Here is a 22,646-nt window from a genome sequence, read left to right as displayed (position 1 = left end):
GTCGTTCCGCACGGCTGCGCCGCTCGTCGGTCCAGATGGCGTACGCCTCGTCGCTCCCGCTCACGGCAGCAGAGCGTCCACATCGGCCGCCTCGGACAGCAGGCTGTCCTCCAGGGCCAGGTCGGCGAGGGTCTGCACGGACGCCTTGTTCACCTGGGCGGGCCACTTGGGCAGGGTGACCTTGGCGATCACGTCGGGCGCGATCTCGGTGTAGCTGCCGATGATGTCGCGTGCCTCGGCCGGGTGAGCGTCGGCATAGGACAGTGACTCCCGCATGGCCTCGGTGAACCGCTTGACCAGGTCCGGGTTGTCGCCGATCAGCTGCTGCGCGGCGAAGTACGCGGCGACCGTGAGCTCGGGTGCCGCGTCGACGTAGCTGGACGCGATCTTGCGGCCGCCCTGGGCGAGCACCGCCTGCTGGAACGGCTCCACCACGAACACCGCGTCGACCCGGCCCGACGCGAGCGCGGCCGGCTGCTCGGGGAACGGCAGTGCGGCGAACTTCACCTTGGCCGGGTTCCCACCCGCCTTGCGCACCGACGCCCGCACGCTGGTGTCCACGATGTTCTTCAGCGTGTTCGCGGCCACGGTCCTGCCCTCGAGGTCGGCCGCGGTCTGGATGGGGCTGTCGCCCTTGACCATCAGCGCGGCGAAGTCCTGGCCGTCCACCCCCGTGGAGGCCGTGCCGTTGGACACCACCTTGAGCGGCAGGCCCTGCGAGTGCGCGAGCAGCAGGGAGATCATGTTGCTGAAGCCGAACTGGTACTGGCCCGACACCACCGCCGGCACGATCGCCGCGCCGCCCTCGGCCTGCTCGAGCGTCACGTCGATGTCGCGCTTCGCGAAGAACCCCTTCTCCACGCCGAGGTAGATCGGCGCCACGTCGAGGATCGGGATGACCCCGACGGTGACCTTGTCCGGCTGCCCCGAGCCGGCCGGCGCGCCCCCGCTGTCCGAGCCGCACGCGGCCGTGGCCAACAGTGTGGTCGCCAGGAGAACAGCGAGGGTTCGGCGCATCCGCGGGACTCCATCCACCTGGGGGGAAGATTGAAACAACGTTGTTCGGAGATCGCACGCTAGTTCTCAAGGAGAACGTAGAGGCAGGTCCCGCGAGCGTCAACACATTGACGTGCGACGACGTGGTTACCTATTGTGCGACTGGAGAACAGTCGTTCGTAATGCGTACAACCTTCAGGTGCACAGGAGGCCCGCTGGTGGCCGAGGTGGTGGGACTGGCCGACGGGATCGCCGAGCTGGTGCGGGACGGGGACACGGTGGCGCTGGAAGGCTTCACCCACCTCATCCCCGTGCGGGCGGCGCAGGAGATCATCCGGCAGCGGAGGCGCGACCTCACGCTGGTCCGGATGACCCCGGACATCGTCTACGACCAGCTGATCGGGGCAGGCTGCGCGCGCCGGCTGGTGTTCGCGTGGGGCGGCAACCCCGGCGTCGGCTCGCTGCACCGGCTGCGGGACGCGGTGGAGAACGGCTGGCCCGCGCCGCTGGAGCTGGAGGAGCACAGCCACGCGGGGATGGCCAACCGGTACGTCGCCGGCGCGTCAGGCCTGCCGTTCGCGGTGCTGCGTGGCTACCAGGGCACCGACCTCGCCAGGCACACCGACACGATCAGGACCGTGACCTGCCCGTTCACCGGCGAGGAACTGGCCGCGGTGCCGGCGGTCCGGCCGGACGTCACGGTGATCCACGCGCAGCGCGCCGACCGGCGGGGCAACGTGCAGCTGTGGGGCCTGGTCGGGGTACAGAAGGAGGCGGTGCTCGCGGCCGAGCGGTCGCTGGTGACCGTCGAGGAGATCGTCGACCGGCTCGAGCCCCGGCCGGACGCGGTGGTGCTGCCGTCCTGGGTGGTGTCCGCGGTGGCCGAGGTGCCGGGTGGGGCGCGGCCGTCCTACGCGCAGGGCTACTACGAGCGCGACAACGACGCCTACCGGGCGTGGGACGCGGTGAGCCGCGACCGTGACACGTTCGACGCCTGGCTCGCCGAGCACATCTACGAGACCGCGGAGCCGGTATGACAGACCGCGGACGCGCCCCGGCATGGACGGCCGAGGAGATGATGTCGGTCGAGGCCGCGCGGGCGCTCGCCGGCCACACGTCGTGCTTCGTCGGCATCGGGCTGCCGAGCACCGCGGCCAACCTGGCCCGCCGGGTGCACGCGCCGGACCTGGTGCTGGTCTACGAGTCCGGCGCGATCGGCGCCAAGCCGTCCGTGCTGCCACTGTCCATCGGGGACGGTGAGCTGGCGCTGACCGCGGACGCCGTGGTGAGCGTGCCGGAGGTGTTCAACTACTGGCTCCAGCCCGGCCGGATCGACGTCGGCTTCCTCTCCGCCGCGCAGCTGGACCGCTTCGCCAACCTGAACACCACGGTGATCGGCGACTACGCGCGCCCGCGGGTGCGGCTGCCGGGATCCGGTGGCGCGCCGGAGATCGCCGCGTCCTGCCGCGAGGTGTTCATCATGGTCCGGCAGAGCAAGCGGACGTTCGTGGACCGGGTCGACTTCGTCACCTCGGTCGGCTACGGCGACGGCCACGACTCGCGGGAGAAGCTCGGCCTGCGCGGTCGCGGGCCGGTGCGGGTGGTCACCGACATCGCGGTGCTGGAGCCGGACCCGGTGACCCGGGAGCTGACGCTGACCCGGGTGCACCCTGGTGTCGAGGTCGCCGACGTGCGGGCGGCGACCGGCTGGGACCTCAAGGTGGCCGACGAGGTGGCGGTGACCGAGCCACCGACCGACGAGGAGCTGGCGGTGCTGCGCCGGCTCGTGGAGGGGAGTCCGTCATGACCAACGTGGTGGTGCCCGGATACCGGCGCGACCCCGGCGGGACGCACCCGCCGCTCGCCTCGCCGGGGTACGGGTCGACCGTGCTGCGCGCGCCGAGCCAGGCGCCGGTGCTGCTGCCGCACTCGCTGACCGAGATCACCGGCCCGGTGCTGGGGGAGGGGCGGGTGCTGGCGACCGACCACGACCTCACCACCCAGCACGACGGCGAGCCGCTCGGCGAGCGGATCATCGTGCACGGCCGGGTGCTGGACAGCGACGGCCGCGCGGTGCCGGACACGCTCGTCGAGCTGTGGCAGGCCAACTCCGCCGGCCGGTACTCGCACGTGCGCGACCAGCACCCGGCGCCGCTGGACCCGAACTTCACCGGCGTCGGCCGGTGCCTGACCGACTCGGCCGGGCACTACCGGTTCGTGACGATCAAGCCGGGCGCGTACCCGTGGCGCAACCACGAGAACGCCTGGCGCGCAACGCACATCCACTTCTCGCTGTTCGGCCGCGCGTTCGTGCAGCGGCTGGTGACCCAGATGTACTTCCCGGGCGACCCGCTGTTCTACCAGGACCCGATCTACAACGCGGTCCCGGCGGCGGCCCGGTCCCGGATGATCTCGTCGTTCGACCTGTCCGAGACCGTGCCCGAGTGGGCGCTCGCGTTCGAGTTCGACATCGTCCTGCGTGGCCGGGACCAGACGCCGATGGAGTCGTCGTGACCTTTGGGCTGACCCCTTCGCAGACCGTGGGGCCGTTCTTCTCGCACGCGCTCACCTGGCTGGACGGCCCGGAGGTCGTCAGCGAGGGCACGCCGGGCGCGTTCTGGTTGCGCGGCACGGTGTTCGACGGCGCGGGCTCGCCGGTGCCCGACGCGCTGATCGAGAGCTGGCAGGCCTCGCCGGACGGCCGGTTCGACCATCCCGACGACCCGCGGGGTCCCGTGCCCGGCTTCCGCGGCTTCGGCCGGTCGGCCACCGACGAGGAGGGCCGCTGGGGGATCCGGACGGTGAAGCCGGGCCGGGTGCCCGGTGCGGACGGCCGGCCGCAGGCGCCGCACATCGACCTGTCGGTGTTCGCCCGCGGGTTGCTCGACCGCGTGGTGACCCGGGTGTACCTGCCGGACGAGCCGTCCAACATGGACGATCCGGTGCTGGCCGCGCTCCCGGAGCCCGGCCGCAGCACGCTGGTCGCCCGGCTCACCGACGACGGGTACGCGTTCGACATTCGGCTGCAGGGTGAACGTGAGACAGTCTTCTTCAGTGTCTAGCCGGTGAGCGGGGGTGGTGGCGTGGCCGGACGTGGGTCGGACTTCGTGCAGTCGCTCGAGCGCGGGCTGGCGGTGATCCGCGCGTTCGACCACGAGCACCCGGAGCTGACGCTGAGCGAGGTCGCCGCGGTGACCGGCGTGACCCGGGCGGTGGCGCGGCGGTTCCTGCTGACGTTGGCGTCGCTGGGTTATGTCCGGTCGGACGGCAGGTTCTTCTCGCTGACCGCGAAGGTGCTGGAGCTCGGGTACGCGTACCTGTCGAGCCTGTCGCTGCCGGAGGTGGCGGAGCCGCACCTGGAGGTCCTGGTCGGCGAGGTGAACGAGTCGTCGTCGGTGTCGGTCCTCGATGGTCACGACGTCGTCTACGTGGCGCGCGTCCCGGTGAGCCGCATCATGACGGTGTCGATCAGCGTCGGGACCCGCTTCCCGGCGTACGCGACGTCGATGGGCCGGGTGCTGCTGGCCGGCCTGCCGGACGACGAGCTGGCCTCCTACCTCGCCGACGTCCGGCTGGCGCGGTTGACGGCCCGGACGGTGTCGTCGGTGGCGTCGCTGCGCGGGGAGATCGCGCGGGTGCGGACCCAGGGCTGGGCGCTGGTGAACCAGGAGCTCGAGGAGGGCCTGCGCGCCGTGGCCGTCCCGATCCGCGACCGCACGGGCAAGGTGGTGGCCGCGCTGAACGTCTCGGCCCACGCGAGCCGCACGTCGCTGGAGGCCATGCGCCGGGATTTGCTGCCGCCGCTGCTGAAGGCCGCCGCCCGGGTGGAGGCCGACCTCCCCGGCTCCCGCAGCCGCCGCGCCTGACTCACCGCTCGGACCGCCGGTACTGCGCCCACTGCCGTGCCGCCCTGGTAGGCGCCTCGCGAATCGGCCGCGGGTCGATGTGTCGTAGGTACTCCCACATCCCATATGTCTCGACGGCGAAAGCGTCCACCGCTGCCGATGGTGCGGCAAGCCAACTCGGGGTGGTCGCCGCCCACCGTTCGGCCGACGCTGGACTGTGGCCGGCCTGGATGAGGCGGATCACGAGGTAAGCGGCGTCCACCCAGGCCGCGGCGACGTGCGCCCAGGCCCAGTCGACGAGGTAGGCGGATGCGTCCCGGACAAGCATGTTGTGCTCGTGAACGTCAGTGTGTGCCAGCGTGTTGCCGGCGACGAACTCGGCAGCGACGGGTTCTTCCGCGGCGAACTGTGCCAGATGCGCGTGTGTCCAGGCATCCAGCGCGGCTGGCCGGTCGTCACGGAGGCTCCGCCACGGCCGCACCCGGTTCCACTTGGCGCTGAGGTCGGGTACTCGAGGAGTTGGAGTCGGGGTCAGGTCTCGCACCAAGGTCGACAGTGACTCCGTGATGACCGGTAGGTCCGGTGAGCCCGGCGTGAGGTCTGCGTGCCGGCCAGCGATGTGTTCCAGGCCCAGGAGAAGCCACCCATCGACTTCGACGTCCCACAACAGACGCGGCGCGCGTGTCGAAGGCATCGACCCGTTGACGTGGGCCTCCCTCCGATGCATTCGTGTCACGTCTGTGCCGATCAGGACTCCCTTACAGAACACCCGGTCGCCGTTCGCCACACGCAGGTTTGCCGCGAACGCCGAGTTGCGCCCAACCGTCGACGCATCAACATGGACGATCTCCCCGCAGAGTTCGCGTACCGCTGCGCGGACCCCGTCGGGTAGCTCGTTCCAGTCGTGACGGTGCAACGGTCAGGTGCCTTTCAGTGCTGATCCGGGGAGGCGGGCGAATCGGCGCAGCCGTTGTGGCACTGCGAGCAGTCGCCCGGCGCAGACTTCCACAACTCGTCGTCCACGGCGAACCTCACGCGCCGCATCTCAGCCACCGTTCGCTCGATCGCGGCCCTTGCCTCGACACCGTGCGCCAATCGGTCGTCGTCGGCGATCGGCACGTGGTGGACGAAGAAGCCGAACGTCCTCGCGCAGAATCGCTCGTACTCCACCGTGTCCAGGATGAAGGTGTGCCATCCCAGGTCCACGGCGTTGCAGGGTGACAGCCGCAGGTCGGAGTGGGCGCATGTGTGGATGAACGCGAGGGCTTGATCCATGACTCGCATGGCGTACTTCTCGTTGACCTGCTCGTCCTTGGCCAGGCGCGCCGTTAGCCGGTCGAACACGGACGTTGGGACCAGCGAGCGTCCTGTCTTGAGCTCTGGAACGACCGTAGTCATGCCACCTGTCCTTTCCATCGGGGGTTCCGTCTTCGTTTCCCCTGGTCACTGACTTCGTCAGGAACGTTACGATCAGATGGCACCCGGCAGAACTGACCGGCAGTGCGACTGCGGTCACCGAACGCAGCGAGCGGACGGGAGTGCGATGAAACGTGGCCCGATAGCACTGACCGGCGGTCAGGGTTCGCGCTCGACGGGCGTCGTGTCGGGATTCGTGCTGAAGCTGGCGCGGCAGTCGGCGGCGTTGACACAGGACCAGCTCGCCGAGGCTCTGGCGGTGGACGTGACTACGGTCCAGGGGTGGGAGTCAGGTCGTCGCCCGCTTGCTGCCACGCACGCGGGTGACTTTCTCCGGCTGAGCGCTCGACTGTCTCGCCTCGGTGCGCCGCCGTCGACCCGTCGTCATCTCACGGAGGCGATAGAGGCCGATCAGGTGCTGTCCGCGGGCATCACAGGTGGAGGCGCTGTAGTTCACGCCGAGACACACCCCTTGGCCGCCAGGGTGCATCGCCGCACGCTCACCAACCTGATCACGTGGCCGATCACGCGGACGTTGCCGCAGCAGTTGGAGGAGTTCGCGTCGAAGGTGCCGCGTCGTGGACCGGTCGCGTCGCATCCGTCGTTGGCCGCCGAGGAGCAGCACCGCTTCTTCGACCACTTGCTGACGGTCGTTGAGCGCGGCCGTCGCACGGACGAGCCGCTGTTGCGGCGGCAAGCGGTTTATCTGCTGGGCTTCGACGGCCGGCTGCAGGTGGTCGACTGGCTGCGCGACGAGTGGCGGCGGGCATGGCGCAGCACTGTCCGGGATGGAAACATCACCGGTCTACTCGAGGCTCGGTCCGCCTCGGTGGCGCTCGCCTCGGCCGGCGACAGCACCCACATTCACGACTTCGTCGACCAGACGATCGATACGCGTGCCGAGGTCGCAAACCTGAACTACTGGGCGCATTGGATCGGCGAGCTGAGCGAGGAGCAGACAAGCGATGCTTTTATGTCGAATGACGACACCCGTTCGTGGACCGGGGTGCGGCTGCTACACCACCTCATCAACCGGCTCGATCCCAACTCGTCGCACCTGCCACTCAACCTGCACACACTGCACGTACTCATAGCGTCACGACCAGCGTTGCTCGCCGAGCGGACCGACGTCAGAAAGCGACTCGCCGAGGTGCTCGACAAGCTCGCGTCAAGTGGGAACGTGACGCGAACCGGTCGTGGTCAGGTAGTCGGGCTCCAGTACGCGCTACGCATCGCCGATCGTTGAGGGGGAACAGACATTGTCAGACGAGGCCGCCGAGCTTGCTGCCTTCGGCTACGAACTTGGCGTGCTCAAGCGCATTCGCCGCGCCGGGTGGTGGCACGCGGGCGTGCGCGACCCCGAGTCCGTCGCCGAGCACAGCATGCGGGTTGCTCAGCTGGCCGCGATCATCGCCGCCGAAGAAGGTGCGGATCCGGTGCGCGCTTCGTTCCTCGCGCTGTGGCACGACACGCAGGAGACCCGAACGGGCGACCTGCCGCACACGGTGACCGGTTACCTGACCAAGCCCGACCCGCGGCAGATCACGGCCGACCAGACGGCCGGCCTGCCCGAGCGGTCACGCGACGTGATCCGTGCGGCGGTTGACGAGTACGAGTCGCAGCAGTCCGCCGAGGCCCGCTGTGCCAAGGACGCTGACAAGCTGGAGATGCTCCTGCAGGCAGTCGAATACCGGGAGATCGGGGTAAACCGGGTCGACGGGTGGATCGACTCCGCCCGTAAGAGCATCAAGACCGACACGGGCCGCACGATTGCCGAAGCGGCGCTGACGCTCTCGCCGCTGACATGGCGGGACCGCTGAGTCGGTGACGGCGGCGCCCCGAGGGCGGTGCCAAGGTATTCCGGATCTACGGGTCGTCGGTGGCGCGGCGGACCGTCCAGTCCGCGGTGTGGCCCAGCAGGCCGGGGATGTCCTCGGTCAGGCGGGCGAAGTCGATCGCCTGGGAGATCAGGCCTGTGGGGTTGTCCTCGATCGCCGCCCAGGCTCGCTCGCGGTCGCGTTCGGAGGCGAAGCGGCCGTGGTCGAAGGACTTGCGGGCCGCCGCGCGGAGGGCGTCCAGGTCGTGGACGATGATCGTGATCTCGGCGGACAGCTCGAAGCGGCGCGCCGGGTCGTCGGCCAGGTGGGCTATGGCCCGCAGGTCCGCGCTGCTCAACTCGTGACTCATACCTCGATGGTCACCCCTCGAACACCCCGCTGCCAGCGAAAACGGCATAGATCGGGGAGTATTCCGGGTCGCCCCCTAGTGGGTCGGCGCATGGTGGTCCAGCAGCCGCGTCAGCCTTCACCGCCAAGCGAACTAGGCGCGATTGGGCGAGATGTCGAGCTGGCGCAGCGCGGCCGTGAGCCGGTCCAGCACGTCCGACGACGCCCCGTAGAACGACGACGCGCGGATGCGGAACAACCGCCACCCGCACCGCTCCAGGTCCCGCTGCCTGGCCAGGTCCCGTTCGTACGCGGCCGCGCCGCGCCACTCGTCGCCCTCGCACAGCACGGCCAGCCGGGCCCGGGCGCCGACCACCACGAGGTCCAGCGGGTAGGAGTCCACTGTGTACCGTGGCACCACCGAGTAACCCAGCGACACCAACCTGTTCGCCACGTGCTGGGTGAACAGCGACGGGAACGGCTCGACCAGCGTGTCCTCCGGCGACGGCAGCCGCAGGAAGTCGTCCGCGGGCGAGCCGAGCACGCCGTAGCAGTGGTCGAGCAGCTGGAACCGCATGTCCTCGGGGTTGTCCAGGGCACCCGGCGGGATGGAGTGGAACAACCACATCTGGTCCCGCGCCCGCGACGCCGCCACGTTGTACCGCTGCACGTAGAGATCCCGGGTCAGCGGCACCTGCGCCGGCCCGGCGGCCACCATCGACAGGAACATCACGTCGCGCTCGGCACCCTGGAAGTCCGCCGAGTCACCGCACTGGATCCGCCGCGCCGCCCAGTCCTCCGGCGCGATCCGCTCCAGCAGCCGCCGCTCGATCGCCTTGGCCTGCGCGGTGCCGAGCAGCGAGATGACCCCGAACGTCAGCCCGTCGTAGCGCGGGTCGGCGACGCACTTCTCCAGCTGCTCGACGATGGCCTCGACCTCGACCGGGTTGACCTTGTTGGTGGTCCCGACGACGCGGCCGTCCGGGAGATACACCGCGCGCACGGGCTCGAGCCGGTCGGCGCCGTACTGGCGCACCGGCACCAGCCGGATCCCGTCCGGCTCGTAGGCCACCCGGTTGGAGAACGCGATGATCTCCGGCACGCACCGCCGGTGCTCGGTGAGCGTGAGCAGCCCGCGGTAGCGCATCTTCGCCTCGTCGAACAGGCTCCGCTGCGGGTCCTGCCACGCCGACCGGTACGGGTCGTCCGCGAGGTACTGCCCCGCGAGGTCCCGCAGCTGCTGCTGGTCCACCCCGACCGCGGACGGCGACACCTGCTTGTCGTCGCCGATCACGACCATCCGCGGGGCCAGGTACTGCAGGAACGTCGCCTCGAGCCCGGCCTGGGACGCCTCGTCGACGATGACCACGTCGAACATGTCCCGGCGGATCTGCAGCTGCTCCGCGATCCGGTACACCGGCATGATCCACACCGGCACGGCCGGCCGGCAGCGGTCCATCGCCTGGCGCACCTCGACCCGCCGCTGCGCCGCGTACCGCCCGGTGCCCTTGCCCAGCCGGCGCACCAGATAGGCGTAGTGCTCCAGGTTGGCCCGCGCCTGCCCGGTCAGCCGGTCCGGCGACACCGCGTGCCCCCACGCCCGGGTGGCCGCCAGCGTCTCCACCTCGCGGCGGATCCGGTGCTCGGTGAGCCCGATCTCGGCCTGCAGCGCGTTGACGTCCACCGCGCCCTGGTCGAGCACCCACGCGCCGGTCGACGCCCAGGCCCACGCGTCGGCGAACCCGGCCAGCCGATCGTCCCAAGTGGACTCGGCGGCCGTGGTCTCGACGGCGGTGCGCAGCCTGGGGGAGAGGCGGGCGGCGAGCCCGTCGCGGCGCAGGACCAGCCGGCGCACCTCGTGCAGGCGCTCGAGCCGCTTGTGCGCCACCGCGTACGCGTCGGGATCGCGCTGCTTCGCGGCCTGGCGCAACGCGCGCACGCACGGCGCCGCGTCCGCGTGCCCGGCCGCGACCGAGAGCGTGGCCTCGATCCGGCGCAGCGGCACGATGGCCGCCGCGTGCGCGTCGGCCGCGGCCGCCACGTCGACGAGGTCGGCATAGGTCCGGACCGCGTCCAGGTCGGTCCAGTCCGGGCGCGGCAGGCCGGCGTCGTGGAGCAGCCGCTGCTCGGTCTCCAGCGCCTCGGACAGCCGCAGCACCCGGTGCAGCTGGTCCAGCTCCGTGCTGTGCCACTGCACCCGCTCGTACACCGACCCGGCCGGCATCGCGACCCCGGCGGGCCACCCCCGGTCGAGCGCGGCGAGGATCTTCGTCAGGTCGGCCCACACCAGGAAGGCGCTCAGCCGGCCCGCGTCGGTGGGCGGCAGCCCGTCGACCCGCACCTGGGTGAACAGTGCCTGCGCCTGCTTGACCGGCCGCGCCGAGAGAGCGCCGACCTTCGGCATGCCGTCCGGACCGGTCTTGAGCGCGCCGCCGGCCAGGTGCGCGAGCAGCTGCTGGGCCACCGGCACGAGCAGCGTGGCCTGACCGTCCACTTCGACCGTCGTGAGTGGACCCAAGCGGGCCACCAGGGTGTCCGCCTGGGCCACGAGCGTGGTGATCTGCTGCGCGCGGCCGTGCCACGCCCGGCCGCGGCCGGACCGGATGTCGGCCAGCGCGTCGTTCATCCACTCCTCCCGGCGCCGCGCCAGGTCGTCGGCCTCGTCCGCCAGCTCGCGCAGCCGCCTGCGCAGCTGCTCGCGGGCCTGGGCGTCGATCCGGCGCACGGCGTCGAAGGCGAGGTGCGTCTTCGCCGAGCGATGGTCCTGGTCGGCGGCGGCCGCGGCGCTCTCGGCGGCGACGAGATCGGCGAACCCGGGCGGCGGCGGAACCATGGTGATGTCGACGAGCCGGCCGCCGGCCTCGAGCTCGTCGGACGCGAGCGCCCGGTCGAGCAGCAGCCGCCGCCACTCGACGATGTCCGCAGTGGACAGTGGCGGCTCGTCGCCGGGCCGGACGTCGGCGAGCGCGGCGAGCCAGCCGTACCGTGGCCGCTGCGCCTCCAGCGACCGGGCGATGGCGGCGAGCGTGCCGCGGTAGCCGCCGTGGGTGTGCTCGCGGACCTCGTCCTCGCGGGCGGCGACGAGCCGGGCGTGCAGGTCCGCGCGGCGCAGCCGCAGGCGCTCGATGTCGTCGAGGCAGGCCTGCTCGGTGTCCCGGGCCGCCACCTCGTCGTGCTCGGTGGCGGCCGCGGCGATCCGCTCGACGGCCACCTTCAGGTCGGACATGTCCTCGCGCGAGGTGCCGACCACGGCCACCGACAACGGCTTGATCTCCGCCGGCAGCTTGTCCCGGACCTCGCGCAGCGCCCGGTCGGTGTGCGCGGTGACCAGCACCCGCTTGCCCTGCGCCAGGAGGTGCGAGAGCAGCGCGGCCGCCGTGTGCGTCTTGCCGGTGCCGGGCGGGCCCTGCACGAGCGTCTGCGCCTGGGTGTCGACCTGCCGGACGATCCGCAGCTGGGTGTCGTTGACCGGCAGCGGCAGGAACTCGTCGTCGTCCACGCCGACGAGCGCGCCGGGCACCGGCGGGGCGGCGTGCGGGTGCGGCCGGTGGTCCGGGTCGACGAGGGGCCGCAGCCCGTCGGGCACCTCGCCGGACTCGGTGAGCTGGTCGACGATGGTCTCGAAGATCTCGACGAGGCCCTGCTGCGAGCGCCGGCGCAGGATCACCGCGGGCGCGAACGCGGCCACCGCGTGCGTGGCCGGCGCGGGCACGGTGTCGGTGTCGCGGTACTCGCCGCCCGCGTCGAGCGTGTGCACGACCCGGCGGACCAGCGCGCCGGTCTCCGTCCGGTCGAGCGGGTGGCCGGCGAGCTCGCGGGCCTGCGTGCGGATGTCGTTGACGTGCCGCGGGTTCGGGATGAGGCCGGGGTCGAGCATGTCCAGCTCGACGTCGGCCGCGTCGACCGACTCGACCCGCCGGACCGCGAGCCGCCCGGTGTCGTCGTCGAGGGTGATGGTGACCGGCGCGGTGACCACGTGCCGGCGGACCTCGGGGTGGCCGGGCGGTGCCCACGCGAGGCAGCCGACGCCGACCACGAGCTCGAGCTCCTCGGGGTTGCCGGTGGCCGCGACGTAGGTGGCGAACAGCTGGCTGTACCAGGCCCGCACCTGGCCGTCGCGCCGTTCCCGCTCGGCCCACTCCTGCCAGCCGGCGAGCCACTCGTCGTACCGCTCGCGCAGCACGGGGTCCTCGGGCGGCGGGGGCGGCAGCTCCGGGTCGTCCCAGCGGTCGAGGCTGAACCCGGCCGGCTCCGGCGGCTCGACGCGCGCCACCCGGTCGACGGTGAGGACGGGCTCGTCCAGCCCCGGGTCGCCCCGGTGCGCGGCGACGACCGCGGGGTGGTCGGGCAGCTCGTGGAGCCAGAGGACAGACCGGTAGCCGGCCACGGTGTGCGGTGGGAGGTTGCGCAGCTGCTGGGTGCGGCCGAGGAACTCGAACAGCCGGACGGCGCGGCTCACCAGTGGGTCCGGAGCCACCTCGTTCGCCTCACTCACAGCCCCACGTTACCGGTCCGGGCTCACGCGAGGCAGGTCAACGGCTGCCCGTCGTTGTAGGCGACCATGTCCCGCAGGGCGGCGACCGCGTCGAGCTGGCCGCCCGGCTCGGTGCCGGCCAGCTCGGCGTAGGCACGGTGCAGGTTGCCGACGATCCGCTCCTTGTCCTTGAGCCCCTCGTAGTCGCCCAGCGAGACCTCCCGCGCGGCCTCCAGCGGGGAGAGGCCCGCCGCCTTTCCCTCGCGCGCGGTGGCCTGCACGAACCGCAGGTAGCCCAGCACGTCGTCGATCAGCTCGGGGCCGGAGACCGGGCCGTGGCCGGGGACGATCGTCGCCGCGTCCAGGGGCTTGAGGACCTGGGTGAGCACGTCGACGGCACCCGCGATCGAGCCCTGGAGGAGGAAGGGCGTGCCGCCGTTGAACAGCAGATCGCCGCAGAACAGCAGGCGGCGCTCGGGAACCCACACGATCGAGTCGTTCGTGGTGTGGCCGGGGGTGCCGGTGTGCTGGACCTCGCAGCGCAGGTCGTCGACCCACACGGTGACGCCCTCGGTGTAGGTGAGGAACGGTGGCTCGAGCGTCACGTCGCCCCAGTCGACCTTGGTCCAGAACGGCTCGTCGAACGGCTGGCCCCAGGCGAGCACGCCGTCCCGGGTGCCCTCGTGCGCCACGATCGTCGCGCCCTCGAACAGGAAGTTGCCGAACGTGTGGTCGCCGTGGTGGTGGGTGTTGATCAGCGTGCGGACCGGCCGCGGGGTGACCCGGCGGATCGCGTCGAGGTAGGCGCGGGTGCGCCGCACGGTCGAGCACGCGTCGACGCTGACCACGCCGCGCTCGCCCACGAGGAAGCCGGTGTTGTTGATCCACCAGGTGCCGTCCGGCTGCAGGTAGGCGAAGACGCCGTCGCTCACCTCCTCCAGCCGGGGCGGGGCGGGGGAGGTGATGTCGTGCGCCGTGGAGGTCATCCGTCCACCTTAGGAGCGGACGAAATTTGGTCTAGACCTTGACGCGACGGTGCCGGATACAGCACGTTGGTGAATTGAGAGCGCTCTCATCCTCTCACCCCTGCTGAGAAACGAGAGCACCATGAAGCGAGCGAGATTGCTCGGGTCGGTGGGCGCGTGTGCGCTCGTGGCACTGAGCACGATCGTCGCCGGCGGCACGTCGTCGGCGACCGAAGTGGACACCGCGGTCGCGTCGAACGGCGTGGTCGCGGCAATGCAGCGCGACCTCGGCCTCACCGAGGCGCAGGCGGTCACCCGCCTCGCGCGGGAGTCGACGGCGATCGGGATCGAGCCGGCGGCCCGCGCGGCGGCCGGCGCGGCCTACGGCGGCTCCTGGTTCGACGCGAAGCGCGGCACGCTCGTGGTCGGGCTGACCACATCGGACACCGCGGCCGCGGTCCGCGCGACCGGCGCCGAGGTGGCGCCCGTCGAGCACACCCAGGCCGAGCTGGACGCGGCGAAGGCGAAGCTGGACACGGTCAGGGCCCCGGCCGACGTCGCGGGCTGGCGTACCGACCCGCGCACCGGCAGCGTGGTCGTCACCGTCCGGCGCGGCGCGGACGTCAGCGACTTCCTCGACGTGGCAAGGAAAGCGGGCCCGGTGCGGGTCGAGGAGACCGACCACCTGCCGCGCCCGTTCTCGGCCGGCACGGTCGGCGGCGACCCGTACTACATCAACGGCAACACCCGCTGCTCGATCGGCTTCTCCGTGCACGGCGGCTTCGTCAGCGCCGGGCACTGCGGCGGGGTCGGCAGCTCGGTGGTCGGCTGGGACGGCTCGTGGATGGGCACCTTCGCCGGCTCGTCCTTCCCGGGCAACGACTACTCGTTCATCCAGATCGGCAACGGCTGGTGGGGCGCGCCGGTCGTGCTGGGCTGGGGCACCGTGCCCGACCAGCTCGTGCGCGGCTCCGGTGAGGCGCCGGTCGGCTCGTCGATCTGCCGGTCGGGCTCCACGACGCACTGGCACTGCGGCACGGTGCTGGCCAAGAACGAGACGGTCAACTACGCCCAGGGCGCGGTGTACCAGATGACGAAGACCAACGTGTGCGCCGAGCCAGGCGACTCCGGTGGCTCGTTCATCACCGGCGACCAGGCCCAGGGCGTGACCTCCGGCGGCTGGGGCAACTGCGGCAGCGGCGGGGAGACCTGGTTCCAGCCCGTCAACGAGATCCTCGGGGTGTACGGGCTCTCGCTGGTGACCGCGTAAGTGAGGTGCGCACCGCCGCGCCCCGGGTGGGCGCGGCGGTGCGCGCTCGGCCATCCGCGTGACGTCAGTCTCGACGGCCCGCCGGGCGGCCCCGATCGCCGGATCGCTGAGCTGCGGCTTCCGGTCGCCCGAGGCGTTCCGTACGGCCGTTTGCCGCGGGCGTCCGCACTGGCGGACGGCGGTGCGGCTTCCCGGTAGGGCGGTCGGACGCGTACTCTGAGTTGTCTGATGGTGACCCGAAGATCCAGACCTGGGGAGGCTGAGATGGCCGCGGACGACCCTCGCGGTGCCCCGGAGTCTGCGCCGCTCACCGCGGCCGAGGTCAGCGGAGCGCCGACGGCACGGCGCATCGTGCTCGGTGCCCAGCTGCGGCGGTTGCGCGAGGCGGCCGAGATCTCCCGGGCCGACGCCGGCTACGCCATCCGCGGGTCGGACTCCAAGATCAGCCGGATGGAGCTGGGCCGGGTCGGCTTCAAGGAGCGCGACGTCGGCGACCTGCTCACGATGTACGGCGTCACCGACGAGAACGAGCGTGCCTTCTATCTGGACATGGTGCGCAAGTCCAACGAGCGCGGCTGGTGGCACCGCTACACCGACCTCATGCCCGACTGGTTCTCCAACTTCGTCGGGCTCGAGGAGTCCGCGTCGCTCATCCAGAACTACGAGCTGCTGTTCGTGCCGGGCCTGCTGCAGACCGAGGAGTACGTCCGCGCGGTCGCCAGCCACGGCCAGACCACCCGCATCGACGACGAGACCGAGCGCCGGGTGCGGCTGCGCATGCAGCGGCAGCGGGTGCTGTTCCGCCAGGGCGCGCCCCGGCTGTGGGCGGTCCTCGACGAGTCGGTGCTGCGCCGCCCGCTCGGCGGCGTCGCCACGCTGCGGCGTCAGATCGAGCACCTGCTCGAGGTCACCAAGCAGCCGAACATCACGCTGCAGGTCGTGCCGTACTCGATGAGCGGCTACTCGGCCGAGGGCTCGTTCAGCATGCTGCGGTTCGCCGAGCCGTCGCTGCCGGACGTGGTCTACATCGAGCACCTCAACGGCGCGCTCTACCTCGACCGCCAGAACGAGATCGAGGTCTACGGCCGGGTGATCGACCGCCTGGCCGTCGACGCGGAGACGCCCGACCGCAGCCGCCAGCTCCTGTCGAAGCTCCGCGCCGAGCTCTGACCGCCCGCCGCCCATCGTGGATGGGCCCGCAGTTCTCGCCACCAGGGTGTTCTCATCACTCGATCGGGTGGTAACTGGCGGTATCTGGTTCTCGCCGTGACCCGTTCACCGGCCATTACCTGGGCGGACACCTGCCGTAGCGGATCTTGACCTAATCGTGTGCGCCCATTCATATGCACGTGCATTTACCGCTGCACTCGCACATGTTATCGTCATTGTATGCAGCTGCACGTGCAGGTGCACCCACTGTAGGTAGTCGGGAATCGGGGTGGGCACATGACAGGCAACGTCCGAAATGGCATGTCCGCTGATCGGCTCGAGCACGCTGTGTGGCGCAAGAGCAGCGCCAGCGGTGCGGTCGGCAACTGCGTGGAGCTGACCTGGCCGCAAGGCGAGGTCGTCGCCGTGCGGAACTCTCGCAACCCGGACGGCCCGGTGCTGGTCTACTCACGCACCGACCTGGTGACCTTCCTGGCCGACGTGAGGAAGCGGAGGGCTTGATGGCTTCCAGTGCCGCGTCGTCGGTCCACACCGCGACCAGCACCGATGCCCAACTCCGCGCGCTGGTGGCGCGCGGTTTCCGGTTCATCGACCCCAGAGACGAGAACGGCGAGGTCATCGCCGTCGTCGGCGTGCGGGCCCACCACAACGTGGTCGACGTGGTGCAGCTGCACGGCGAGGACGAGGTCGTCGCCGCCCGAATGCCCTCCGACCAGGACATCTTGGCGCCCAGCCGGGTGTTCTGGCAGGAGGCCGGGCCGGCCCTCGCGGTGCTGGGCGCGATGCTCGCCCTGCCGGACGACCGGATCCCGGGCGCGCTGCTCACCCCCAGCCGGGTCAGCGCCTAGAACGTGGCCCGCCCTCCGCTGATGTCGTAGACCGCGCCAGTGGAGAAGCTGCAACGATCCGAACCGAGCCAGGCGACGAGCTCCGCGACCTCGCCCGCCCGGCCGAGCCGGCCCATCGGGATCAGGCTCGCCAGTCTCGCCATCACCGCCGGATCGGCGGTCGCACTCATGGGTGTCTCGATCACCGCTGGTGCGACCGCGTTGACCAGTACGCCGGTGGTCGCGAGCTCCTTGCCGAGCGCCTTGGTCAGCCCGATCACCGCGGCCTTCGTCGCCGAGTAGACGGCGAGCCCCGGGTTCCCGTCCTTGCCGGCGATGCTCGCCAGGTTCACGACCCGGCCCCAGCCCCGCGCGACCATGCCGGGGGTGACCGCACGGCACAGGTGGAACGTCCCGGTCACGTTGACCGCGAACGTCGCCGCCCACTCCGCGTCGGCACCTCGGCGAGAGGCTTGGCCGGGCCGATCACGCCGGCGCTGTTCACCAGCACGTCGACCCGGCCCACCCGCTCGACCGCCGCCGCCACGGCGGCCGCGTCGGTGACGTCGAGCCGCACGTCGGCGCCGGCCGCGAGGTCCACGGTGACCACCTCGAGCCCGTCCGCCGCGAGCCGTGCGGCACACGCCTGCCCGATACCGCTCGCGCCGCCGGTGACCAGCGCCGTCCGTGCCATGCCGCCTCCTCGAACTAGAACACGTTCTAGGCGAGGTTACCTGGTCAGCCGGGACACCGTCGGCAGCCCGGCGTCCCGCCAGGCGGCGAACCCGCCGACGACGTCGGCCACGCTCGTGAGCCCGAGCTGGGTCATCACCTGGTGCGCGGCGAGGCTGGAGGTGTAGCCCTCGTTGCACATGAGGACGATCTCCTGGTCGCGGTCCCCGGCGCGCAGCTCCTTGAGCCGGTGCTCGCTGGTGACGTCGAGCCGCCACTCCAGCACGTGCCGGGACACCGCGATCGCCCCCGGCACCTCACCGAAGCGCCACCGGTACTCGGTGGGCCGCAGGTCGACGAGGATCGCACCGCGGCGCATGGCCTCCGCGGCCTCGGCCGGGGCGTACCGGACGATGTGCGTGCGCGCCTGCTCGAGCAGCGCGGACACCGTGTCACTCATGACGCGGCCTCCCGGAGAACCGCCGCCTCCGCCTCGAGCGCGGACACGTCCGGCTCCGGCGTGTGGCACGGGATCTCCCGCAGATGGTGCATTCCGCTCGGCAGCCAGCAGTAGAAGTTCATCGCCCGCAGCGGGGGAGAGTAGGCGTGGATCGACACCGTCGGCTCGGTGCTCACGTTCACGAGGTTGTGCAGGTAGTCGACGCCGAAACCGACCGAGTCCCCGGTCGTGTGCCGGCGAGTGCGCAACCCCGTCCGCCGCACCGCGCCGAAATCCTCCAGCAGCGAGCCGCGGGCCACGGTGAACGCGCCGACACTGCCGCCGTGGTCGTGCAGCAGGGTGTCCTGCCCGATGTCCCAGCAGATCAGCCACACCTCGACGGCGTCGTCGACGTGCAGGCGGGAGTAGAAGCGCTCGGTCAGGTCGAATCGCACGATATTCGCCCAGCGGGTCGGTGCCCCGGCGAATTCGGTGACCATTGCGCGCAATTCCGTCGGCGAATAGTGTCGTTCCGAATTGGTCGGAAAAGACGGCGCGACGGACTGATGATGCATTTCCACGAGACAAGCCCTTTCGCTTGGCACCCGCGGTGTCCTCGCTCGCCGGTCGCTGTGTGCGACCTTCGCTCGAGGCCAGCACGAGTGGTATCTCGCTCGGGTCGCCCCGCCGCATGTCCCGCCCTGTTCAGCGGGCACACTGCGGCACGGCCCGATCAGCCGTTAAGGTTTCTGTTCGTCCGGAGAATATCCGGCGGGGGAGCGCGGGCACAATGGGCCCGGCAGTCGGCGAAGGGAATGGCGCCATGCGGATAACGAGGGCGCAGCGCAACGTGGTCGCCGAGAAGATCACCAGCCTCGAGCGCACGTTCTACGGCCGGGGCCCGCGCAACGTCCAGGTGTCGGTCAGCGACGACGACCCGGTGAGCCTCATCGTGCTGTCCCTCGACAGCCTCACCGTCGCCGACGCGGTGCTCCGCGAGCGCGGCCACCGGGAGGCGGTGATCCGCCACCACGAGGCCCTGCACGAGGCCACCCGCAGCGACTTCCTCGAGGCCGTCGAGGGTGTCGTCGGCCGGCCGGCCACGGCCTACCTCGCCCAGGTCCACCCCGACACCGGCAACGCCATCCGCGTGTTCGTGTTCTCCGACCAGATGCACGAGGACGGCGAGTCCGGGTCCGGGGGAGAGGAATAGGCGGACTGTCGGTGGCCTTGCCTACTATCGGGCGCGCCTGAAGAACCTCGCAGAAACGGCGTATCCGATATGACGACAGCAGAGCTCATCGGCCGCGATCATCCCGCGGGCGTGCTGCGTGCCGAGATCGGCCGCGCCGCGGCCAGCCACGGCGGGCTCGTGCTGGTCACCGGCGAGGCCGGCATCGGCAAGACCACCTTGGTCACCGATGCCATGGAGGCCGCGCGGCGGGGTGGCGCGCTGGTGCTGTCCGGGTCCTGCTGGGACTCCGCCGCCGCGCCCGGCTACTGGCCGTGGGTGCAGGTCATCCGCGGGCTGCGCCGGCAGGCCTCCGCCGACGAGTGGGCGGCGGCGCACGAGGCGGCCGGCCCGCCGCTCGCGTTCCTGCTCGGCGACACCCGGTCCACCGAGCAGGCCGACGGCTTCCAGATGTACGACGCGGTCACCAGCGCGCTCGTCGCGGTCGCGCAGTGCCGGCCGGTCCTGGTGGTGCTCGACGACCTGCACTGGGCCGACCCGGAGTCGGTGCGGCTGCTGGAGTTCGTCGCGCAGCACACCTGGTTCGAGCGGCTGCTGCTGGTCGGCACCTACCGCGACGTGGAGGTCGAGGCCACCGACCACCCGCTGGCCCCGCTGATGCTGCCGCTGCTGGCCAGGGCCACCACGGTCACGCTCACCGGGCTCGGCGAGGCCGAGGTCGGCGCGCTCATCGCCCGCACCACCGGCACCGAGCCGGCCGCCGACCTCATCACCGAGGTCCACGTGCGCACCGGCGGCAACCCGTTCTTCGTCGAGCAGACGGCCCGGCTCTGGCACAGCGGCAGCGCGCTCACCACGGTCGCGCCCGGCGTGCGCGACGCGGTGCGCCGCCGGCTGTCGCTGCTGCCGTCGATGGTGTCCACGCTGCTCACCGACGCCGCCGTGCTCGGCCGCGAGTTCCACCGGCAGGTGCTCGCCGCGGTCGTCGCCGCGCCCGTGCCGCAGGTCGACCGGCTGCTCGACGAGGCCATCGCCGCCCGCCTGGTGGTCGCGCTCGGCGACGGCCGGTTCGCGTTCGCCCACGACCTCGTGCGCGAGACGCTGTACGAGGCGCTCGACGAGAGCGAGGCCCGGCGCCGGCACGCCGCCGTCGTCCGCGCGCTCGACCGGTCGGCGGCGCTGACCGAGCGGATCTTCCCCGCCGACCGCGCCCGGCACGCCTACCTCGCCGGCGCGGAGCTCGACCCGGGCCTGGTCGTCGACCACCTCACGGTGGCCGCGCGCGACGCCCGCAAGCGGATGGCGTTCGAGGAGTCGGCCGGTCACAACCGCCGCGCGCTCGAGCTGGTCGGGCCGGACGACCCGCGGCGCGCGCGGCTCGCGCTCGACCTCGGCAGCCAGCTGTGTCACTTCGGTCCACCCGAGGGTGGGTGGGAGTGGCTGCAGGAGGCGGCGGACGTCGCGCTGCGGCTGGACGATCCGGAGCTGCTGGCGCGGGTCGCGCTCACGCTCAACGGTCTGGGTGGACCGGAGGGACGGCCGGACCTGAAGGCCACGACGCTGCGGGCCGCCCACCGTGCGCTGGTCGGCGGCGACCATGCCGGCAAGTCCCTCGACCACCTGGCGCGCGAGGTGATCATGCAGGTCATCGCGCGGGCGCGGAGCGGCAACGACGACGACACACTCGGCTTCTCCCTGTGGACCATGCACGACACGCTGTGGGACCCGGGGCACGCGGCGGAGCGGCTGGAGCTCACCGACGAGCTCATCGCCATCGCGCGCCGGCTCGGGGACGCCGAGATGGAGCAGTGGGCCACGTCGCTGAGCTGGGTGGCGGCCCTGGAGCAGGGCGATCCCCGGTTCCACGACAGGGTCGCCGCGTTCGTCGCGCTGTCCGAGCGGCACCCGGAGACCTCGATGGCGATCGGGGCGTACATCGACCAGAGCATCATCGCGTCGTTCCGCGGCCGGTTCGCCGAGTCGGAGGCGATGCTGGCCAAGGCGTTCGAGGTGCCGAGCGAGCAGAACCACCCGCACATGGCCTACACCGCGCACCACCTGCGCTGGGCGCCGTTGCTGCTGCAGGGCCGCTTCGACGACCTCGACGAGCTGCACCGGCAGGTGGCCGAGGTGGCGTACCCGTACCCGGCGCTGCTGGAGGGGCTCGTCGCGGCGGTCCGCGGCGACCGCGACACGGCCACGCGCTGCCTGGCCGAGCTCGACGCGCGCCCGGAGCCCGTGCCCGGCTCGTTCGTCTCGCTGTGGTTGCGCCTGCTGGCCCAGGTCGCGGCGTTGACCCGGGAGCCGGCCCTGTGCGCGCGGGCGCACGCCGAGCTGGCGCCGTTCAGCGGCCAGTGGCTGGTGGCGCTGTACGGGTGTGATCTCGCCGGCCCGGTCGACCTGTGGCTCGCCTCCGTCGACGCCGCGCAGGGCCGGTGGGACGCGGCGGTCGACGGGTTCACCGAGGCCCTGCGCTCGGCGGAGTCGCTCGGCGCGCGACCGTGGGTCGTCGAGGCCAAGGCCGGCCTGGCGTCGGCGCTTGCCGGCCGCGGCGACCCAACGGAGGCCGCGGCGTTGCGTGCGGAGCTGGCCGAGGAGGCGGCCGAGCTGGGCATCCGCCACCGCTCGGTGCGCCCCGCCGCGCCGTCGGCGCCGGCCAACGAGTTCCACTACACCGGCGAGACGTGGTCGCTCACCATGTCCGGCCGCACGGTGCACGTCCCCGACGCGAAAGGCCTGCGGGACCTGCATGTGCTGCTGTCCGCGCCCGGCACGGAGGTCCCGGCCACCCGGCTGCTGAACCCCGAGGGCGGCGAGGAGGTGGCGGCCGCGGCCCGCCTCGGCGGCGACGAGGTCCTCGACGCCGAGGCCAGGTCGGCCTACCAGCGCCGCCTCGCCACCCTCGACGACCAGATCGACGAGGCCACCCACCGCGGCGACGATCTCCGCGCCGCCGGGTACGACCGCGAGCGCGAGGCCCTCCTGCGCGAGCTCCGCGCGGCCGCCGGCCTGGGCAACAGAACCCGCCGCCTGGGCGACGAGGCCGAACGAGCCCGCAAGACGGTCACCGCGAGAATCCGGGACACCCTCCGCAAGCTCGACGACCGCCACCCCGAGCTGGCCACCCACCTTCGGGAGTCCTTGTCCACCGGTTCCACCTGCTGCTACCGCCCGGCCGCGTCAACCCGCTGGACGCTGTGAGGCCGGCGGCCATC

General features: G+C 71.7%; 21 protein-coding genes and 1 pseudogene. 13 read left to right on the top strand and 9 right to left on the bottom strand.

The genetic code is table 11. The annotated features are described in order from the left end of the window. Positions 1-60 precede the first annotated feature (60 nt). Positions 61-1,017: an ABC transporter substrate-binding protein gene (locus VGD70_RS15910; RefSeq protein WP_331082233.1), complete on the bottom strand. Its 957-nt coding sequence runs from the start codon at positions 1,015-1,017 to the stop codon at positions 61-63. 197 nt (positions 1,018-1,214) lie between these two features. Here VGD70_RS15910 and VGD70_RS15905 point away from each other — a divergent pair, with 197 nt between their 5' ends. From VGD70_RS15905 to VGD70_RS15885, 5 genes are read left to right on the top strand one after another with little or no spacing between them, the layout of a single operon-like run. Further along, complete coding sequence (locus tag VGD70_RS15905; RefSeq protein ID WP_331082232.1) at positions 1,215-2,033, top strand: CoA transferase subunit A; 819 nt, start codon at positions 1,215-1,217, stop codon at positions 2,031-2,033. After that, positions 2,030-2,803 (top strand): CoA-transferase subunit beta, encoded by a 774-nt coding sequence (locus VGD70_RS15900; RefSeq protein ID WP_331082231.1) that lies wholly within the window; start codon positions 2,030-2,032, stop codon positions 2,801-2,803. The genes VGD70_RS15905 and VGD70_RS15900 overlap by 4 nt, the downstream gene beginning before the upstream one ends. Continuing rightward, positions 2,800-3,510, top strand: a complete 711-nt coding sequence (pcaH, locus tag VGD70_RS15895) for a protocatechuate 3,4-dioxygenase subunit beta (RefSeq protein ID WP_331082230.1) — start codon at positions 2,800-2,802, stop codon at positions 3,508-3,510. Before VGD70_RS15900 ends, pcaH begins: the two co-directional genes overlap by 4 nt. After that, a complete protein-coding gene (gene pcaG / locus VGD70_RS15890) occupies positions 3,507-4,058 on the top strand; it encodes a protocatechuate 3,4-dioxygenase subunit alpha (RefSeq protein ID WP_331082229.1) in 552 nt (183 codons plus the stop codon). Before pcaH ends, pcaG begins: the two co-directional genes overlap by 4 nt. 21 nt (positions 4,059-4,079) lie before the next feature. Beyond that, positions 4,080-4,862 carry an IclR family transcriptional regulator domain-containing protein gene (locus VGD70_RS15885; protein ID WP_331082228.1) on the top strand — a complete coding sequence of 261 codons (783 nt, stop codon included), beginning with the start codon at positions 4,080-4,082 and terminating at the stop codon, positions 4,860-4,862. Position 4,863: 1 nt separating this feature from the next. On the opposite strand, the gene VGD70_RS15880 is transcribed toward VGD70_RS15885, so the two are convergent. Both VGD70_RS15880 and VGD70_RS15875 read right to left on the bottom strand, forming a co-directional pair. After that, positions 4,864-5,757 (bottom strand): hypothetical protein, encoded by an 894-nt coding sequence (locus VGD70_RS15880; RefSeq protein WP_331082227.1) that lies wholly within the window; start codon positions 5,755-5,757, stop codon positions 4,864-4,866. A 14-nt stretch (positions 5,758-5,771) separates the two neighbouring features. Then, positions 5,772-6,239: a hypothetical protein gene (locus VGD70_RS15875; RefSeq protein ID WP_331082226.1), complete on the bottom strand. Its 468-nt coding sequence runs from the start codon at positions 6,237-6,239 to the stop codon at positions 5,772-5,774. Positions 6,240-6,384: 145 nt separating this feature from the next. Here VGD70_RS15875 and VGD70_RS15870 point away from each other — a divergent pair, with 145 nt between their 5' ends. Then, a complete protein-coding gene (locus VGD70_RS15870; RefSeq protein ID WP_331082225.1) occupies positions 6,385-7,503 on the top strand; it encodes a helix-turn-helix transcriptional regulator in 1,119 nt (372 codons plus the stop codon). Between the two features lie 13 nt (positions 7,504-7,516). Further along, the gene (locus VGD70_RS15865; RefSeq protein ID WP_331082224.1) at positions 7,517-8,077 is read left to right on the top strand and encodes an HD domain-containing protein; all 561 of its coding nucleotides are present in this window, start codon (positions 7,517-7,519) and stop codon (positions 8,075-8,077) included. A 46-nt stretch (positions 8,078-8,123) separates the two neighbouring features. Here the strand turns inward: VGD70_RS15865 and VGD70_RS15860 are convergent, their stop codons facing one another. The 3 genes from VGD70_RS15860 to VGD70_RS15850 form a co-directional block, all read right to left on the bottom strand. Next, positions 8,124-8,444, bottom strand: a complete 321-nt coding sequence (locus VGD70_RS15860; RefSeq protein WP_331082223.1) for a hypothetical protein — start codon at positions 8,442-8,444, stop codon at positions 8,124-8,126. A gap of 132 nt (positions 8,445-8,576) precedes the next feature. Then, a complete protein-coding gene (locus VGD70_RS15855) occupies positions 8,577-12,917 on the bottom strand; it encodes an AAA domain-containing protein (protein ID WP_331082222.1) in 4,341 nt (1,446 codons plus the stop codon). Positions 12,918-12,940: 23 nt separating this feature from the next. Further along, positions 12,941-13,882 (bottom strand): MBL fold metallo-hydrolase, encoded by a 942-nt coding sequence (locus tag VGD70_RS15850; RefSeq protein ID WP_331082221.1) that lies wholly within the window; start codon positions 13,880-13,882, stop codon positions 12,941-12,943. Between the two features lie 121 nt (positions 13,883-14,003). On the opposite strand from VGD70_RS15850, the gene VGD70_RS15845 reads away from it, so the two are divergent. The 4 genes from VGD70_RS15845 to VGD70_RS15830 all read left to right on the top strand — a co-directional run bounded on the left by VGD70_RS15845 (position 14,004) and on the right by VGD70_RS15830 (position 17,149). Next, positions 14,004-15,131 carry a S1 family peptidase gene (locus VGD70_RS15845; protein WP_331082220.1) on the top strand — a complete coding sequence of 376 codons (1,128 nt, stop codon included), beginning with the start codon at positions 14,004-14,006 and terminating at the stop codon, positions 15,129-15,131. A gap of 264 nt (positions 15,132-15,395) precedes the next feature. After that, positions 15,396-16,301: a helix-turn-helix transcriptional regulator gene (locus VGD70_RS15840; RefSeq protein WP_331082219.1), complete on the top strand. Its 906-nt coding sequence runs from the start codon at positions 15,396-15,398 to the stop codon at positions 16,299-16,301. 300 nt (positions 16,302-16,601) lie between these two features. Next, the gene (locus VGD70_RS15835; RefSeq protein ID WP_331082218.1) at positions 16,602-16,802 is read left to right on the top strand and encodes a DUF397 domain-containing protein; all 201 of its coding nucleotides are present in this window, start codon (positions 16,602-16,604) and stop codon (positions 16,800-16,802) included. Beyond that, positions 16,802-17,149: a hypothetical protein gene (locus VGD70_RS15830; RefSeq protein ID WP_331082217.1), complete on the top strand. Its 348-nt coding sequence runs from the start codon at positions 16,802-16,804 to the stop codon at positions 17,147-17,149. The genes VGD70_RS15835 and VGD70_RS15830 overlap by 1 nt, the downstream gene beginning before the upstream one ends. Here VGD70_RS15830 and VGD70_RS15825 read toward each other — a convergent pair. The 3 genes and pseudogenes from VGD70_RS15825 to VGD70_RS15815 all read right to left on the bottom strand — a co-directional run bounded on the left by VGD70_RS15825 (position 17,146) and on the right by VGD70_RS15815 (position 18,739). Next, positions 17,146-17,822: pseudogene (locus tag VGD70_RS15825) on the bottom strand (SDR family NAD(P)-dependent oxidoreductase). The gene VGD70_RS15830 and the pseudogene VGD70_RS15825 sit on opposite strands and share 4 nt — an antisense overlap. A gap of 36 nt (positions 17,823-17,858) precedes the next feature. Continuing rightward, positions 17,859-18,260, bottom strand: a complete 402-nt coding sequence (locus VGD70_RS15820) for a rhodanese-like domain-containing protein (protein ID WP_331082216.1) — start codon at positions 18,258-18,260, stop codon at positions 17,859-17,861. Next, entirely contained in the window at positions 18,257-18,739 is a 483-nt protein-coding gene (locus VGD70_RS15815; protein WP_331082215.1) for a cysteine dioxygenase family protein, read from the bottom strand. The genes VGD70_RS15820 and VGD70_RS15815 overlap by 4 nt, the downstream gene beginning before the upstream one ends. A 323-nt stretch (positions 18,740-19,062) precedes the next feature. Between VGD70_RS15815 and VGD70_RS15810 the strand changes: the two genes are divergently transcribed. Next, complete coding sequence (locus VGD70_RS15810) at positions 19,063-19,452, top strand: Na-translocating system protein MpsC family protein (RefSeq protein ID WP_331082214.1); 390 nt, start codon at positions 19,063-19,065, stop codon at positions 19,450-19,452. Between the two features lie 69 nt (positions 19,453-19,521). Then, complete coding sequence (locus tag VGD70_RS15805; RefSeq protein ID WP_331082213.1) at positions 19,522-22,632, top strand: AAA family ATPase; 3,111 nt, start codon at positions 19,522-19,524, stop codon at positions 22,630-22,632. The last annotated feature ends 14 nt before the right edge of the window (positions 22,633-22,646 follow it).

Source organism: Actinophytocola sp., from assembly GCF_036402745.1.
GTDB lineage: Bacteria > Actinomycetota > Actinomycetes > Mycobacteriales > Pseudonocardiaceae > Actinophytocola.
This window is presented reverse-complemented; position numbering and strand designations above follow the sequence as displayed.